General features: G+C 49.7%; 11 protein-coding genes. 6 read left to right on the top strand and 5 right to left on the bottom strand.

All coding sequences use genetic code 11. The features are described 5' to 3' along the window. The first annotated feature begins 160 nt into the window (after positions 1-160). Positions 161-1,324 (top strand): DcaP family trimeric outer membrane transporter, encoded by a 1,164-nt coding sequence (locus N7386_RS13260; protein ID WP_279768976.1) that lies wholly within the window; start codon positions 161-163, stop codon positions 1,322-1,324. A gap of 58 nt (positions 1,325-1,382) precedes the next feature. Here N7386_RS13260 and N7386_RS13255 read toward each other — a convergent pair whose 3' ends face one another. From N7386_RS13255 to acs, 3 genes are all read right to left on the bottom strand, one after another. Further along, positions 1,383-1,643, bottom strand: coding sequence for a GrxA family glutaredoxin (locus N7386_RS13255; RefSeq protein ID WP_011072684.1), 261 nt, complete (start codon positions 1,641-1,643; stop codon positions 1,383-1,385). A 60-nt stretch (positions 1,644-1,703) separates the two neighbouring features. Further along, the gene (locus N7386_RS13250) at positions 1,704-3,476 is read right to left on the bottom strand and encodes a DEAD/DEAH box helicase (protein WP_279768974.1); all 1,773 of its coding nucleotides are present in this window, start codon (positions 3,474-3,476) and stop codon (positions 1,704-1,706) included. Positions 3,477-3,702: 226 nt separating this feature from the next. Then, positions 3,703-5,655, bottom strand: coding sequence for an acetate--CoA ligase (acs, locus tag N7386_RS13245; protein WP_086902146.1), 1,953 nt, complete (start codon positions 5,653-5,655; stop codon positions 3,703-3,705). Between the two features lie 175 nt (positions 5,656-5,830). Here acs and N7386_RS13240 point away from each other — a divergent pair, with 175 nt between their 5' ends. Beyond that, entirely contained in the window at positions 5,831-9,271 is a 3,441-nt protein-coding gene (locus tag N7386_RS13240; RefSeq protein WP_279768972.1) for a NahK/ErcS family hybrid sensor histidine kinase/response regulator, read from the top strand. A 59-nt stretch (positions 9,272-9,330) separates the two neighbouring features. On the opposite strand, the gene N7386_RS13235 is transcribed toward N7386_RS13240, so the two are convergent. Both N7386_RS13235 and bioA read right to left on the bottom strand, forming a co-directional pair. Continuing rightward, complete coding sequence (locus N7386_RS13235; protein ID WP_279768970.1) at positions 9,331-10,932, bottom strand: methyl-accepting chemotaxis protein; 1,602 nt, start codon at positions 10,930-10,932, stop codon at positions 9,331-9,333. A gap of 464 nt (positions 10,933-11,396) precedes the next feature. Beyond that, positions 11,397-12,755: an adenosylmethionine--8-amino-7-oxononanoate transaminase gene (bioA, locus tag N7386_RS13230; protein ID WP_279768968.1), complete on the bottom strand. Its 1,359-nt coding sequence runs from the start codon at positions 12,753-12,755 to the stop codon at positions 11,397-11,399. Positions 12,756-12,877: 122 nt separating this feature from the next. Between bioA and bioB the strand changes: the two genes are divergently transcribed. From bioB to bioD, 4 genes are all read left to right on the top strand, one after another. Further along, a complete protein-coding gene (bioB, locus tag N7386_RS13225) occupies positions 12,878-13,930 on the top strand; it encodes a biotin synthase BioB (protein WP_011623120.1) in 1,053 nt (350 codons plus the stop codon). Between the two features lie 220 nt (positions 13,931-14,150). Further along, a complete protein-coding gene (locus N7386_RS13220; RefSeq protein WP_279768966.1) occupies positions 14,151-15,371 on the top strand; it encodes an 8-amino-7-oxononanoate synthase in 1,221 nt (406 codons plus the stop codon). Between the two features lie 181 nt (positions 15,372-15,552). Next, positions 15,553-16,380: a malonyl-ACP O-methyltransferase BioC gene (gene bioC / locus N7386_RS13215; RefSeq protein ID WP_279771025.1), complete on the top strand. Its 828-nt coding sequence runs from the start codon at positions 15,553-15,555 to the stop codon at positions 16,378-16,380. A 55-nt stretch (positions 16,381-16,435) separates the two neighbouring features. After that, the gene (bioD, locus tag N7386_RS13210; RefSeq protein ID WP_279768964.1) at positions 16,436-17,131 is read left to right on the top strand and encodes a dethiobiotin synthase; all 696 of its coding nucleotides are present in this window, start codon (positions 16,436-16,438) and stop codon (positions 17,129-17,131) included. Positions 17,132-17,138: the final 7 nt, after the last annotated feature.

Here is a 17,138-nt window from a genome sequence, read left to right as displayed (position 1 = left end):
ATTCCCTAGTAAACTCCTCTTTAGCTTGCAATCCCAAAGTATTTTCGCGTTATATTCAGCATTTTCAACTTTTGTCTCATAGACTTATTGCCAATGTTGCTCGCTTGTTAAATTGTCCATATTGGCTGCGGACAAATAATAACAACTGGGGAAACATAAAATGAAACAAGCAAAACTTAGCTTGCTTTACTCTGCAACCTTATTGGCATTTATGGGCTCTGCCAATGCGGCTTCTTTAAAAAATACTGACGTTGAATTTGGTGGCTATATCAAGGCGGACGTGATGTTCAGCGATTATGGCAATGGGGCACCCGATTCGGGGGATTTATCCCGTCAGTTTTACGTGCCGGGTACCATTTACGGTAAAGACGGCAACGGTAACCAAGTGGTGGATTTCCAAGCCCGTGAAACGCGATTCAATTTTAAGGCGGCAACGGATCTTGATGGCCATAGCTTGTCGGGCTTTATTGAACTGGATTTTATGACCCACACAGATGGTAATGAGCGGGTGTCTAACAGCTATTCACCACGTATCCGCCATGCCTATGTATCCTATGATAATTGGACCGTAGGTCAAACCTGGACCACTTTCCAAAACCCTGCAGCTCTGCCCGAAAACCTCGACTTTGTGGGTGCTGCAGATGGTACGCCCTTTGTGCGTCAATCGTTACTGCGTTATACCCATGGCAACTTCCAATTTGCGATAGAAAACCCTGAAACAACGGTAACTCCGAACCAAGGTGGCGCACGCATCACCAGTGGTAATGGTGTCGTGCCTGATGTGGTGGCGCGATACAATCTCAAGACGGACGGCGGCGCCTCATTCTCGTTTGCGGGTATTGCTCGTCAACTCAATTTAGAAACCAAAATCGGTGCGACCCAAATCGATAGTTCGAGCTTTGGTTACGGCGCCAGTGTGGCGGGGATTATCCCCATTGGTAAAGATGATCTGCGCTTTACCGCAACCTATGGTGACGGTTTAGGGCGTTATATGGCGCTTAACTACATTAATGCGGGTGTGTTAGATGCGAGCGGCGATATCGAATCCATTCGTACCTTCGGCGGCTTTGTGTCTTACCGTCATTGGTGGAACGAACAGTGGCGCACCAGTGTGACACTCTCTGGTATGCAAGCGGATAATGATGTGGCTTTAACGGGCATAGGGGTGAATAAGGATGCCTATTCTGGCTATATCAACCTGTTGTATTCCCCTAGTAAACCACTGACCTTTGGGGTGGAATATATGTACGCCCAAAACAGTAAAGAGAATGGTGATGATGGTGATTTAAGCCGGATCATCTTCTCGGCGAAGTATGTGCTCTAACGTTTGATGTAATAAATAAAAAGGAGACCTGAGGTCTCCTTTTTATTTGGTATTAGGATTAACCTAACAGGTTGTTATCGCGAACATATTGTTCGAAATCGGTGCAACCACCTACGTGTTTTTCATCAACGAAAATCTGTGGCACAGTTTCGACTGGCTTACCGACAGTCTTCTCGAGATCTGCTTTAGAAATCCCTTCGGCGTGGATATCCACGTATCTAAATTTAAAGTCATCACGTTTTTCAACGAGTTGCTCTGACAGTTGTACTGCTCGCACGCAATAAGGACAGCCAGGACGGCCAAAAATAACAACGTACATAATAGCTCCTTAGGATTACTTTAAGCGTTTTATACCATAGCGCTAACCGAATTGATAATGTCAGATGTGTTTATTTTCAGTTTGATAGCGCCCTTGGTAATCGAAATAGCTTTCGAGCAGATCCCAGCCTTTCTTGTGCTTTTTCAGCAGTAACAGATCCGGCATTCGAAAGGCGGCGCTATCGGCAATCAGCTCAGACACTTTTTTGTATTGCTTAGGTTTAAGGCCCGGCGTGCGACTATGGGGGAAAATAAACAGCGCATACAAGGCACGCCATTGGGCGGGCGTTTGCAGTTTAAAGCGTCGGTTAAACTCGTTTCCTTCAATGTCCAGATATTGCACCTTAAGATCGCCCGCATCATCCATTAACGTCATATGCTGGCAGCGGAACAGATGATGGTGCTGCTTGTTCAATACTTGCTTAAGGCGTTTGTCGGGGTCGATTAAGGTCGACTGGCAATGCTGGCAAATACGCGCCGCAATGTCGTTCTCTTGCCCGCAATCGGGACAGGATTTAGACCTAAATCGAAAGTCACATTGCTGCTTTTGCCCATGATGCTCGACTATGCCCTGACAGCGACGGCCAAAGTGTTCGATAATATCGCCATCATTGTCGGTTAATCCCCAAAAGATATTGGCAAACTGGCAGACAGGGCAGTGCACTTGTACCGGAACCGACTTGCTATTGGGCTTCGCTTGGCCGACTTCTGGAAAATACAAATCATAGCCATTGGCAGCGTAATCAATCACTAAACAATCTTTTTTACCTTCACAGATCCTAAGACCGCGGCCAATCATTTGCTGAAACAAACTCACCGATGCGGTGGGACGTAAAATCGCAATCAAATCCACATGGGGCGCATCGAATCCCGTGGTCAATACCGCCACGTTGACGAGGAACTTAAGCTCCCTCGCTTTAAAGCGCTCGACAAGTTCATCACGTTCATTATCTGGCGTCTGCGCCGTGACGATTGCCGTTTGCTCGCTGTGCTCTTTGTTCAGCTGGCTGACAATTTCCTCAGCATGGCGCACTGTCGCCGCGAAAATAATGATCCCCTGGCGATGGTGACTCAGTTCAATCAGTTGCTTCACAATCGCCGTTGTCGCGCGTCCGGCGTGATTCAGCAGCGCATTGACTTGGGCCTCGGGATATTCGCCATTGTCATTGGGCTTGATTTGGCTGAAGTCATATTGAGCGCTTAAACCATCAAATAAAGTGGGCGCGGTTAAATAGCCTTGTTTAATCAGCGGACGGATGGGGAGCTCGAAAATACACTGCTCGAAGATCCCAAGTTCAGGCGAGCCAACTTTGCCATGGTAATGGCGTTTGTAAATCCAGCCCGTACCGAGCCGATAGGGAGTGGCCGTTAGGCCTAATAACCTCAGCTTGGGATTACGCTGCTGTAAATGACTTAAGATCTGCTGATATTGGCTGGTTTTTTCGAGGCTGACTCTGTGGCACTCATCGATAATCACTAACGAGAAGGGCTCATCGAATTGATTTAATGCGCGCGCGGCGGATTGGATACTGGCCACGACGGTTTTGCCGTCAGTCGATTTTTGATTTAACCCAGCGGAGTAAATGCTGGCCTCAGTCGTCAGTAATCCCACCTTTTGCGCGTTTTGGGCAACCAGTTCCTTCACATGGGTTAAAACCAGCACTCGTCCTCTGGCGATGCGGGCAAGCTCGGCAATAACGATACTTTTCCCGGCTCCCGTTGGTAGGACTAACACGGCGGAATCGGTGCTTTTTTTAAAATGCGCGATGGCGGCATCGACGGCTTGTTGCTGGTAATCCCTGAGGGTAACGCTTGGGCTGGAATTAACTGACACGCTGTTAGCTATTCTTGGTCGATTGAGTTTGGCGCCAAGCTTAACACAGAACCAAAAAAATGCCCCTTGGTTGGAGGGGCAACTAAGAGAAAGGGGCAATCAGGCACTTTCTCAACAGGGTTTGCTTCATTTAAAGGAACCTGTACTCGACGGAGCAAGGTTCAAACGTACAGGAGCTAAAGCTGCGCTTAACCGTGATAAATCACGATTAAGCGCGGGATAACGATTACTCGTTACGATTCAAGCGAGTTTCAATCAAGGTCTCAATCACGGCTGGATCGGCCAGCGTTGATGCATCACCTAAGTTGGTCACTTCGTTCGCGGCAATCTTACGCAGGAAGCGGCGCATGATTTTGCCAGAACGGGTCTTAGGTAATCCTGTTGCCCACTGGATAAGATCCGGTGTGGCCAGGGCGCCAATTTCTTTGCGAACCCATTGGCGCAGCTCTTGGCGAAGTTCTTCACTCTCTTCTGTGCCGCGGGTTAACGTCACATAGGCATAAATACCTTGGCCTTTAATATCATGGGGATAGCCCACAACGGCGGCTTCAGCGACCAGTTCGTGTGACACCAGTGCACTTTCTACCTCTGCTGTGCCTAATCTGTGTCCAGAGACGTTAATCACGTCGTCTACACGGCCGGTGATCCAGTAGTAACCGTCTTCATCGCGGCGCGCGCCGTCACCGGTAAAGTACATGCCACGGAAGGTTTTGAAGTAGGTCAGCACGAAGCGTTCATGGTCGCCATATACGGTACGCATCTGGCCTGGCCATGAGTCGAGCAGCACTAAGTTACCTTCGGTAGCGCCTTCTAAAATGTTACCCATGTTGTCCACGAGCGCCGGTTGTACCCCAAAGAAGGGGCGAGTCGCCGAGCCAGGTTTGGTATCGGTTGCGCCTGGTAACGGCGTAATCAAAATGCCGCCGGTTTCGGTTTGCCACCAAGTATCGACAATCGGGCAATGCTCATGGCCGATGACCTCGTGGTACCAGCGCCAAGCTTCAGGGTTGATGGGTTCACCCACAGAGCCCATGATGCGCAACGAGCTGCCATCATACTTGTCAAAATGCTGTTTACCTTCGGCCATCAGTGCACGGATAAGTGTCGGCGCCGTGTAGAGGATATTCACCTTGTGACGGTCAATCATCTCGCCTAAACGTGCAGGGCTTGGGTAATTAGGGATCCCTTCGTGGATAAGCACGGTAGCACCGTTAGCGAGTGGGCCGTACACCATGTAGGAATGACCCGTGATCCAACCCACGTCGGCGGTACACCAGTAAATCTCACCGGGTTTGTAATCGAACACATACTCATGGGTCATAGAGGCATACACCATATAACCGCCGGTGGTGTGCAATACGCCCTTGGGATTACCAGTTGAACCAGAGGTATAAAGCAAGAAGAGCGGATCTTCGGCGCCCATTTCTTCAATGGCGCAGTGCTCGGATGCGGTTTCAACCAAAGAATGCCACCACACATCGCGGCCTTCTACCCAGTCAACCTTGCCGCCAGTACGTTTAAGTACAATCACCTTCTCAACGCTGGTGACATCAGGATGTTTTAGCGCATCGTCGATGTTGCGTTTGAGTGGGATCGCGCGGCCACCACGCATACCTTCATCGGCGGTGATAACCACTTTAGATTTACCGTCGATGACCCGTGAAGCGATAGAATCGGGTGAGAAGCCACCAAAGACAACCGAGTGCACGGCACCGATGCGGGCACAGGCCAGCATAGCGACAGCCGCTTCTGGCACCATTGGCATATAAATGGTCACAATATCCCCACGACGCACGCCTTGGCTGCGTAGGGCGTTGGCAAACTTACACACTTGTGTATGCAGCTCACCGTAGGTGATTTTACGTTGTTCGCTGGCGTTATCGCCTTCCCAAATGATGGCAACGCGGTCGCTGTGCTCTGCTAGATGGCGATCTAAGCAGTTGGCTGAGGCGTTTAGGGTGCCGTCGTAGAACCAGTTAATCGATAAGTTATGATCGTCAAAAGTGGTTTTTTTGATTTTAGTGTATGGCTTTATCCAATCGATCCGTTTGCCGTGCTCTCTCCAGAAACCCTCTGGATTGACAATCGACTCTTGGTACATTTTTTTATATTGATCGTTATTTACAAGTGCATTGGCAGCGATATTGCCGGAGACTTTGTAGAGAGACTGCGAGCTCATAGGGCTTCCCTTTCTAAAAATTGCGTAGTCTGAGTATGGTATGCAAGGGGCTGGCAACTCCATTAGACCTTGGTCTAGTTTTAAAATTTCCTTTATATTTAGGCTGTTGCATTCGAAAATCTGGCTAGATTTCAGCCATTATTTATCGCACAATAATGGAAAAAAGAGCAAAAATATGAATCTAACCTTAGTCGTCGCCGTTATTGCTATTTGTTATGTCTCACTTTTATTCCTTTTAGCCTGGGGCGCGGAGCGTTGGTTTAGCGGCGTGACCAAGAAGCTGCAGGTTGGCATTTATGGCTTAAGTCTGGCGGTTTATTGTTCTTCCTGGAGCTTTTTAGGCACGGTAGGGCAGTCGGCTAATGATTTTTGGTCCTTCATCCCGATTTTTATCGGTCCTATCATTATTTTCACCTTAGGTTTTGGCATGCTGCGCAAGATGGTCCTCGTGTCCAAGGCGCAAAATATTACCTCGGTCGCCGACTTTATCGCCGCCCGTTACGGTAAGTCACAAACCTTGGCGGCCATTGTTACCCTCATCGCGCTATTTGGCATCATGCCCTACATTGCCCTGCAACTTAAGGCGATGGTATTTAGCCTTAATTTGTTTCAGCCAGCAGACGATCCTTTAAACGGCATTACTATCCCTTTACTTATCACAGCATTGCTGGCGATTTTTGCCATTCTATTTGGAACGCGTAAGCTCGATGCCACCGAGCATAACCCCGGCATGATGCTGGCGATTGCCTTTGAATCGCTAGTCAAACTGGCGGCATTTTTGCTGGTGGGGATTGTGATTAGCTTTGGGGTGTTCGATGGTTTTGGTGATATCTGGCAGCAGGCGAGTGAAAAAGCCTTAATTAATTACCCAAATCCTCGCATCGAAGCCTTAATGCCTGAGCTGCTCGTCGGCATGGCGGCGTTTTTATGTATGCCACGGCAATTCCACGTGATGGTGGTGGAGTGTGCCGATGAGTCGGTGTTGTCCAAGGGGCGCTGGTTATTCCCGTTGTATTTGGCCTTGTTTGGCTTATTCGTTGGGCCACTGGCCCTAGCGGGTAAAGTCATCCTCGGCGATAGCGTTGCCGCAGACACTTATGTGATCAATTTACCGCTTGCGTTAGATCATCCACTGCTCGCCGTGATTGCGTTGTTAGGCACTTTATCAGCGGCAACTGGCATGGTGATTGTGGCGGTCGTGACAATAAGCGTGATGGTGAGTAACGAGTGGCTGGTGCCAGTGATGCTGCGCACGGGCAATATCCGTGAGAAGAATTTCAGTCAGTTTTCGCAGATGCTGTTAAATGCACGCCGCCTTGCCATCGTCATCATCCTCGGTCTGGGGTATGGCAGTTATCTGGCGCTCGCCGACAGTGACTCCTTGTCGCACCTTGGGATGTTATCCTTTGGGGCGTTTGCCCAGCTGGCTCCCGCGCTGGTGGGAGGTCTCTATTGGAAGCACGGTAATCGTGCTGGGGTGTTTTTAGGCTTAAGTGTGGGCTTTAGCCTGTGGTTTTACATCATGCTGAGCGGCATGAATGACGGCCAAAATGTGGCGACCTTATTGTCGAGTAATATCGACCTGTTAGATGCCATTACTCCCAATGTGCGTGATGCCCTCACAGCCTTGTTCGCTAATATTGCCTGCTATATCTTAGGCTCGATTTGGTTTAGGGCGGGGGTGGCCGAGCGTATTCAAGCCAGCGCCTTTGTCAGCCCGGGTAAGCTTAAAAATAATGCCAATAAGAAAAATGGCCCTATTTCCCAGCAGGACTTGCTGATCTTAGCCAGTCGCTTTGTGAGCCCAACCCGCGCCTATGAAAGCTTTAGCCGATTCTCCACCGAGGCGGTTAAGAGTGACAGCTGGCACAAGGCCGCAACCCCTGAGCTTATCGCCCACACCGAACGCTTACTCGCCGGTGTACTTGGCGCTTCCAGTGCCTCCTTGGTAATGGACTCGGTTTTACAGGGGCGCGACTTGGCGCTCGATGAGGTCTTTAGCCTTGTCGATGAAGCCTCATCCAAAATCATGCTCAGCCAAGATATGCTGCGCGGGGCTATCGAGCATGCCTATGAAGGGATGAGCGTTATCGACAGCGACCTCAACTTGGTGGCATGGAACTACAAATACGTCGAGCTGTATCAATATCCGGAAGGATTCTTGCAGCAAGGTATGCCGATTGGTGAAGTGATCCGCTTTAACGCGGCGCGGGGATATTGCGGTGAGGGGGATATCGAGTCGCAGGTCGAAAAACGTGTGCAGCATATGCGTAATGGCACGCCGCATACCTCAGAGCGGCAACGTAAAGACGGCAAAGTGATTAAAATTCAAGGCAATCCCATGCCAGATGGTGGCTTTGTGATGACCTTTACCGACATTACTCAATACCGTGAACAGGAACGGGCTTTACTTGAGGCCAATGAAACCCTCGAGTCACGCGTCAAAGAGCGTACCTACGAATTAGCCATGCTAAACAGTGAGTTGCTTGAGGCCAAAGCGCAGGAAGAAATGGCGAACGCTTCTAAGAGTCGCTTCTTAGCGGCGGTAGGGCACGACTTAATGCAACCCCTGAATGCGGCGAGATTGTTTACCGCGTCCTTGTCCCAATACCCTAATTTGGACCGCGAGGCGCGCACGACCCTATCCCATGTGAATAGCTCGCTCAAAACAGCGGGCGAGTTGCTCACCGACTTATTGGATATTTCGAAGCTCGATTCCGGCATGGTGGAGGTCAATCGGCGGGAATTTGCCATATCTGAGCTGCTCAATGGTCTGTCGGTCGAATTTGAGGCGATGGCGGCGGACAATCAAATTCGTTTTAAGATGATCCCCTGTAGTGCGACGGTCAACTCAGATCCTTCGCTACTGCGGCGCGTGCTGCAAAACTTCTTAACCAATGCTTATCGTTATGCCCGAGGTGGACGAGTGCTGTTTGGCTGCCGCCATCGCGGCAGTGAGTTAGAGATCCAAGTATTGGATACGGGCTGCGGGATTGATGAGCATGAAACCCGTGAAATCTTCAAAGAGTTTAAGCGCTTAAATAATCCTCGTAGTAAGAGCGTTAGCGGCCTTGGCCTTGGGTTGGCGATTGCCGATAGGATCAGTCGGGTACTAAACCACAGTATTCAAGTGTCCTCACAGCTTGGACGTGGTTCAGTGTTCTCTATTAGTGTGCCTTTAGGGGAAACCGTGCGTCAGCCGCAGGTGAAGGCCTTGCCATCGCTATTGCAACCTTTGTCTGGCATTAAAGTGCTGTGTATCGACAACGAAGAGGCCATTTTGGCAGGGCTTGAGAGTCTACTGAGCCGTTGGCAGTGTGAGGTGATTTGTGCCAAGGATTTAGCCGATGCACGCATAAAGTTAGGCCTAAAAGGGGTGGCACCGGATATTGTTTTAGCGGATTTCCACTTGGACGATGGCCAAAATGGTGTCGATGCGATGGACGGGATCCGCGCGCTCTATGGAAAAGAGTTACCGGGAATTTTAATCACGGCCAATACTCGCAAAGAGCTGGTGGAAGATGTGCAGCGCCGCGGTTACCACTATATGGCGAAAATGATTAAACCCGCGGCGCTGCGGGCATTGATTTCGAGCCTAGTCAAGGCGAGTCGTTAAAGAAGGAGCCAACATCAGGATGTTGGCTCCTATTGAATTCACTCTGATATCACTCTGATTTAGAGCTTAAACGCCGCCAGTTTGGTATTGAGATTAAGCGATAGCTCGGCGAGGCTTTCGCTTTCTTGAGCAAGATAGGTGGCTGATTCAGACACTTCAAGCGCCGAACTATTAATCCCGCAGACGTTACGGTTCATTTCTTCTGCCACCGCGCTTTGCTCTTCGGCCGCGGTTGCAATCTGGGTGGCCATATCACTCACGTGCTTAATATGGGTCACAATGAGGGATAAATCGTTGCCTGCCTTTGTGGACTGGTCAACGCTCTTTTCAGCCAGATCGCGGCTCGTATCCATCGCATTGGCGGCACTGACAGCACGTTGTTGTAATAGGGAAATGGTGTTTTGAATTTCCTCTGTGGATTGCCTCGTTCTGCTGGCTAATTGCCGCACTTCATCGGCCACCACGGCAAAACCTCGGCCCTGCTCACCGGCACGCGCCGCTTCAATGGCGGCGTTTAATGCCAATAAATTGGTTTGATCCGAAATGCCACTGATCACCGCCGTCACTTCACTGATCTGCATGATTTCTTCTTTTAGCTTGTTCACTTGCTGCGTTGCTTGCTCCACTTCTTTGGCAAGCGCATGGATACCATCAACGCTGGCGTGCACGTCTTTATCGCCAAGTCCGGCTTCGCGGGTGGCTTCTTTGGTGTCTTTCGCGGTACTTTCGGCATTATTGGCCACATCGGCAATGGTGGCGCTCATTTCGTTCATCGCCGTGGCTAACTGGGCGAGTTGATCCCGCTGGTTGTTTACCGCTTGATTGGTTTCTTCGGCGGTTGATGCGATACGTGAAGCGGCTTGTGAGACGTTGTCGGCGCTGTGGTTAGCCTCTGCCAGTGCCGTTCGAATGCTTGTCATGCTCTGATTGATATTGTGCGCTAGGGTTGCAAGTTCATCTTTGCCAGTGACCGCAAGCTGCGGCGTAAGGTTGCCAGTGGCGATGATTTGCATCGCGTTGTTCACTTGCTCTAAGGGTTGAACAATCGAGCGACTGATGATGTAGCCCAGTGCCGCCATCAGCAGAATGAGAATAAGTGTAGTGCCGCCCATTAGCACATATTCATGCCAAATCGTGTTTTCAATGTCTTGCAGTAAAATCCCCGAGCCTAAAATCCAGCCCCAGGGTTTAAACCCCATCACTAAGGACATTTTCTGGGCTTTTTTGCCATTGCCTGTTACCCAAGGATATTGCAAGACACCTTGCTGACCATTGCGCCCTAACTCGACCATGTTAAACCAATACTGCTCAGCGCCAGTGTTGCCCATTTGCTGGCTGACTAACTCGGGTTTAACGGGATGAACTATGATGTGGCGTGTTTCATCAATTACAAACAGGTAGTTGTCACCGTCGAACCGCATATTGTTAAGCATCTCTTTTGCGGCTTGTTGAGCCTGCTCTAGGGGTAAGTTTTGTTGTAAAGCTTGAATGCGACTGAGGGCTAAGCTGAGCACAGCGTTGAGTCTGGCTTCACGTTCTGCCATCAAATTGCTTTTTAAGGTAGTGACAGAAAGGGTGAGAAGAATTAAGGCGCCGATAAGGGCTGTGATAAGTTGTAGCGCGAGTTTTCGGCTGACGGGAATGTCGGCGAGTTTAAACATAAAAGCTCCTTTTTCTTGGTAACGCTCACTAAGCTATCCTTTTTGCCTAGGTTTTTAGCGGCTGCTTATGAAACGTACTTATGTGGAAGTCAGTGTTATTAAGCATTACTGGCTTTAACTAATTTTCCAGTTAACTTGCTAAATAAATGTGAAAATAGTGAGATTTTATGCAATTTGTGAACGAGGTTATCTAAAGCGTTTTTATGTGACGTCTTTCACTCAAAGTAAGGTGAACCACATTAAGAGTACAAAAGATAACTCAATTCTGAGCCGGTTGAGTGAGCAGATTGAGTGAGCCAGTTGAGTGAGTAGGGTTAGGATCGCAAAGCCAAAGTCAGAGGCCTTAGAGAAACAGTCCAGCCGAGTGTTACTCACTCGGTTGAACTGATATTTGGCTGAGTTTAAATGGGGCCAAGCTAAGACGTGCAGAGTTTGCATCACGAGTGCATTGTGATTGAACAACCTTAGCCGTGACTGATAGTGATGCTCTCTTTCACCAGAGCCTCGCTTTGATTGGCATGGGGCGGGGCAATCGTTGCCGCCACTTGCTTCATCGCCCGAGTCAGTTGTGTCAGCTGCGCAGGGCTTATCACATAGGGCGGCATAATATAAATCAGGTTGGCAAAAGGACGCACCCATACGCCTAAGTCGACAAATTGCTGCTGCAGCGCCGCGGTATTGACCGCTTGGTGCATTTCGAGCACGCCAACCGCGCCGAGCACGCGCACCTCTTTCACGCTGGGAATATCAATGGCATCGTCAAGCTCACGCCGCATTTGCTGCTCGATGGCGGCAACCTGTGCAGGCCACTCCTGCTGATTGATTAAATCTAAGCTGGCGCAGGCGGCGGCGCAGGCGAGGGGATTGCCCATAAATGTGGGACCATGCATAAAGACACCAGCGGGCGATTGGCTAATGCCTTGGGCGACGTTATCCGTGCATAAGGTGGCGGCAAGGCTGATATAACCGCCCGTTAACGCTTTGCCTAGGCAGAGTATGTCGGGCGTGATGTCAGCATGTTCATAGGCAAATAACTTACCGGTTCGGCCAAAACCCGTAGCAATTTCATCGAGGATAAGCAGCACATTATATTCATCACACAGGGCGCGCAGGCTGCGTAAATACTCGCTGCTGTAGAAGCGCATTCCCCCTGCACCCTGCATAATCGGCTCGATAATCACGGCGGCAATGTCTTGATGTTGCTCGCGTAAAATACGCTGCATTGGCGCTAAATCATCTTGGTGTAATGGCTCACCGAAGGGCGTTTGCGGCGCATCGACAAAACACTGTTTCGTTACGGCCTCGCCAAACATGGTATGCATGCCACCTTCGGGATCGCAGACACTCATGGCGGCAAAAGTATCGCCATGGTAACCCTTCTTCACCGTAAGAATGCGCTGTTTTTGGGCCTTTTGCGCTGAAGGCAAATCTTGCCCCTGCCAATATTGCAGCGCCATTTTGATGGCGACTTCGACGGCAATTGAGCCTGAGTCGCAGAGAAAGACTTTAGTGAGGGGCTCGCAGGTCATCGCCAGCAGTTTTTTGCAGAGTGTAATGGCTGGCTCGTGGGTAATGCCGCCAAACATCACATGGCTAAGTTGGTGCAGTTGCCGCTCCATCGCCGTTAATATCGCCGGGTGCCCGTAGCCATGTACGCAGGCCCACCAAGAGCTGGTGCCATCGATAAGCTTACGGCCATCGACCAATTCCAGCTCGCAGCCTTGGGCACTGTGTACCCCAAAAACAGGAAGTGCGCGGGTCATGGAGGTATAAGGATGCCAAATATGGGCGCTATCAAAATCAAAATCGAGTAAATTGCGCATAAAAGCTCACAGTGTTGATTGAAAATTAATCAGTGGTAAACCTGTATCACTGGTTGGCGTTGACAGTTTAAGGGCTGAGGTTATCCTAGCCAAGGTAAAATACAAAAATAAAAGGGTGTTCAATGTCGCAGTTGCAAGTTCGTCATGATTGGAAGCGGGAAGAAATCGAAGCCTTATTTGCGCTGCCGATGAATGACTTATTATTTAAAGCACACAGTATCCACCGTGAAGTGTACGATCCTAATGAAGTGCAGATCAGCCGATTACTGTCGATCAAAACCGGTGCTTGTCCTGAGGATTGTAAATATTGTCCGCAGAGTGCGCGTTACGACACTGGCCTTGAAAAAGAGCGACTATTGGCGATGGAAACCGTATTGACTGAAGCGCGCAGTGCTAAAGCCGCGGGCGCTTCACGTTTCTGTATGGGCGCCGCTTGGCGTAACCCGAAAGATAAAGACATGCCATACCTCAAGCAAATGGTGCAAGAGGTCAAAGCCCTCGGCATGGAAACCTGTATGACCCTAGGAATGTTAAGTGCCGAACAAGCCAATGAGCTGGCCGATGCCGGTCTTGATTACTACAACCACAATTTAGATACCTCGCCTGAATATTACGGCGATGTGATCACGACCCGTACCTATCAAAACCGTTTAGATACCTTAAGCCACGTGCGCGCATCGGGCATGAAAGTTTGCTCTGGCGGTATTGTTGGTATGGGCGAAAAGGCCACCGACCGAGCGGGCTTATTGCAACAACTAGCTAATTTGCCTCAGCATCCCGATTCAGTGCCCATTAACATGTTGGTCAAAGTGGCGGGCACCCCCTTCGAAAAACTCGATGATTTAGATCCGCTGGAGTTTGTCCGTACCATCGCCGTGGCGCGTATTTTAATGCCTAAGTCCCGCGTACGTTTATCGGCGGGCCGTGAAAACATGACTGACGAACTGCAAGCTATGTGTTTCTTTGCGGGCGCGAACTCGATTTTCTATGGCTGCAAGTTACTGACTACGCCAAACCCTGAAGAAAGTGATGATATGGGCCTGTTCCGCCGTCTGGGTTTACGCCCTGAGCAGGGTGCTGCCGCGACTATCGATGATGAACAAGCGGTATTAGCCAAAGCTGCGGCTCACCAAGATAAAGCCTCGGCACCTTTTTACGATGCGGCGGCGCTGTAACTAAGGCTTATCGCCACAGTAAAATTTGCTACGTTGGACTTGCGTTTCGTTAAGTGGCGAAGCGCAGGTTCCAAAGGATGATGCGGGCGGTGAGACTCAGCGAGCATTTGAGCTGACGTTGTGCCGAGACTGAACGAAAAACCAGTCAAGACGCCGAGTAAGCCAGCAAAGTAAAATGCACAGCAAGAAAAATTGAGCAAGACAAGTTGAGTAAGAAAAAATGAGTTCACCACTCACCTCAAAACTGAGTTCAAAAATCCTCGCCCGTCAGCAGGCGTTAGCCGAGCAAGGTTTGCTTAGGCAGCGTCAGGCATTGTCGAGCGCGGCAGCACTCAGTGAGGATGGCCCTCAGTTTGGCTTAGCGGATCAGCGCTATCTTAACTTCAGCAGTAATGATTACTTAGGCCTATCCCGTGCTCCCGCATTGGTCGAGGCGCTGCACCTTGGCGCTAAGCAATATGGCGTGGGTAGCGGCGCATCACCACTGGTGACGGGTTACAGCGAGGCGCATTTGGCGCTAGAAACTAAGCTGTGCCAGATAACGGGATTTGAGGCGGCACTACTTTTTAGCTCAGGGTTTAGTGCCAATACTACCTTGTGTAAAACCTTGTTCGATAAGCAGGATGTGGTACTGGCCGATAAACTGGTCCATGCATCGATTATCGATGGATTACGCGACAGCGGCGCGGATTTTAAGCGCTTTTTGCATAATTCTACCGAAAGTGCCGAGCGTCTATTAGCGAAGAACGTTGTTTCTGCCTTGATCACTGAAAGTGTGTTCAGCATGGATGGTGATATCGCGCCGATTTCGGCGTTATCCGTACTTTGCCGAGCACACAATTCTTGGTTGATTGTCGATGATGCCCATGGTTTTGGCGTGGTAGATGCAGTGAGTGCTGAAGCTGAGTCTACTCCAGCTTCCAAGCATATCGATATCCAGATTGTGACCTTTGGTAAGGCGTTAGGCTGTCAGGGCGCTGCAATCCTCGGGAGTCGGCAGTTGATTGAGTTTCTGGTCAGCAATGCACGGGAATATATCTATTCTACGGCCTTGTCGCCCGCCAATGCGGCCCTTGCCTTGGCAGCAGTTGGATACGCTGAGACCCATCCTGAGCTTAAGCAAAAATTGCAGAGCAATATCTTATTGTTCAAGCAGTTGTGCCAAGATGCGGACATTCCACTCCTAGGAAGTGACACGGCAATTCAACCTTTGATTATCGGTGATGCGACGCAAACCATGCGGGTGGCAGAAAAGCTAAAGGCATTAGGCATTTGGGTCGGCGCCATTCGTCCACCGACAGTGCCGGTCGGCTCGGCAAGATTGCGCATCACCTTAAGCGCATCCCATAGCGAGGCGGCAATAAGGTGCTGTGTCAGTAGTATTGCCACTGTGCTAAAGGAATGCGCACTGCCGAGGGTTTCTGAGCGGCCTGAACGGTAAGCCAGCGTTTGATTCAGAACATCCGGTGAATGGTAGGGGTAGGGCACTTCAATGCTCGAGTATTGAGAGCTTGAAGATAAGAGTTTGAATGTAAGAGTCTGAAAGTAAGAGCTTGAACGTAAAAGCTTCTAAGTAAAAGCTTCTAAGTAAAAGTTTGATGTTAAAGTGAGAATAATTTGTGATGTCTATGCCGCTTGGCGTGAGTGTTAATTCCCATCCATCTGCAAGTCAGATCGAGCATATTGCCGATAGGTTTTCTGCTGCGGCCAAGCGCTACCAAGAGCATAACTGTTTACAGCGTTTAAGCGGCGCGAGTTTGTTGCAGGGATTTGCTGCCAAGGGCGCAATTCTTGATATTGGCGCGGGGCCTGGGACCGATTTTGCCGACCGTGTAGTGGGTGACAATATCAAGGTTTATGCCCTCGATGTCGCCCTAGGGATGCTGCAACAACTTCAAGTGACTTTCTCTCGGCACCAATGCGTGTGTGGTAATGCCGAGCAACTCCCCTTTGCCGATGGGAGTATCGATAGTATTTACTCCAATTTAGCCCTGCAGTGGTGCCATGATTTTTCGGCGGCGACCAGTGAAATGGCTAGAGTCTTAAAAGCTGGTGGAGAAGCGCATCTGAGTATTGTGGCCGAAGGCAGCCTGGCGCAGTTATCCCATCTGGGTTTAAGGGTGAACGGTTTTCAATCCCTTGAAAGCTTACAAGCCGCCTTTGATACCAAAGATTGGCAACTGTTTGATGTTCAACTTGTGCCAATGACCGTCTATTTTCAAGATCTTAAAACCTTGCTCTATTCCATTAAGGGCGTGGGCGCATCGGTGCAATCGTACATACAGACCGAAAATTCCTCAGATGCCGATACTCACTTAGGCAAATTGCGTGGCCGCCGCGATTGGCTAGCATTACAACAACGCGCAGAACTATTCCGTGAGGCTCAGGGCCTGCCTTTAACCTATCAAATCGCCCAATTTCGTGTACGTCGCCAAGGCGATAGGGTGTAAAACTCGTCGTTTAGCTTTGAGCACGTGATTGACCATGGAGTAAGAAGGAAAACGCATGTTTTTTGTAACAGGTACAGATACCGACAGTGGTAAAACCTTAGTGTCGACGGCGCTGTTAACCGCATTCAATCGTGAAGCTGCTCGCACAGGCGCTGCGCACTTAAGCCTTGGGGTAAAACCTGTGGCCTCGGGATGTGAAACCACAGAGCAGGGCTTACGTAACAGTGATGCGTTAAAATTGATGTCGGCCTCATCTTTAAAGCTCAACTATGAACAGGTCAATCCGATAAGCTTTGAACCTGCCATTGCGCCGCATATTGCCGCAAAACAGCTGGGGGTTAACTTATCTCCCGAGGCGATTTTGGCAAAGTTAGATAGACAAGCCTTTGAGCAGGCTGATTTTTGCTTGATAGAAGGTGCGGGTGGCTGGCGTTTGCCCTTAGGGGACGGGCGTTATTTATCGGAATTAGTGCAGCAACTTAATTTGCCAGTGATCTTGGTTGTGGGAATGAAACTGGGCTGCTTAAATCATGCATTATTAACCCAAGAGGCGATAATAGCTGATGGCTTAACCGTGGCGGGTTGGGTAGCAAATTGCGTCGATCCCAATATGAGCGTGTTTGATGAAAACTTAGCATCGCTTAAAGAGATGATGACATCGCCTTTCCTTGGTTGTGTTCCACATCTTAAGCAGGCTGATGCAGAACATGCCGTCCATTTTATCGATATCCAAGCTTTGTTGATGAAATAACCCATTC

Origin of the sequence: Shewanella sp. GD04112, from assembly GCF_029835735.1 — a bacterium.
Classification (GTDB): Bacteria; Pseudomonadota; Gammaproteobacteria; order Enterobacterales; family Shewanellaceae; genus Shewanella.
This window is presented reverse-complemented; position numbering and strand designations above follow the sequence as displayed.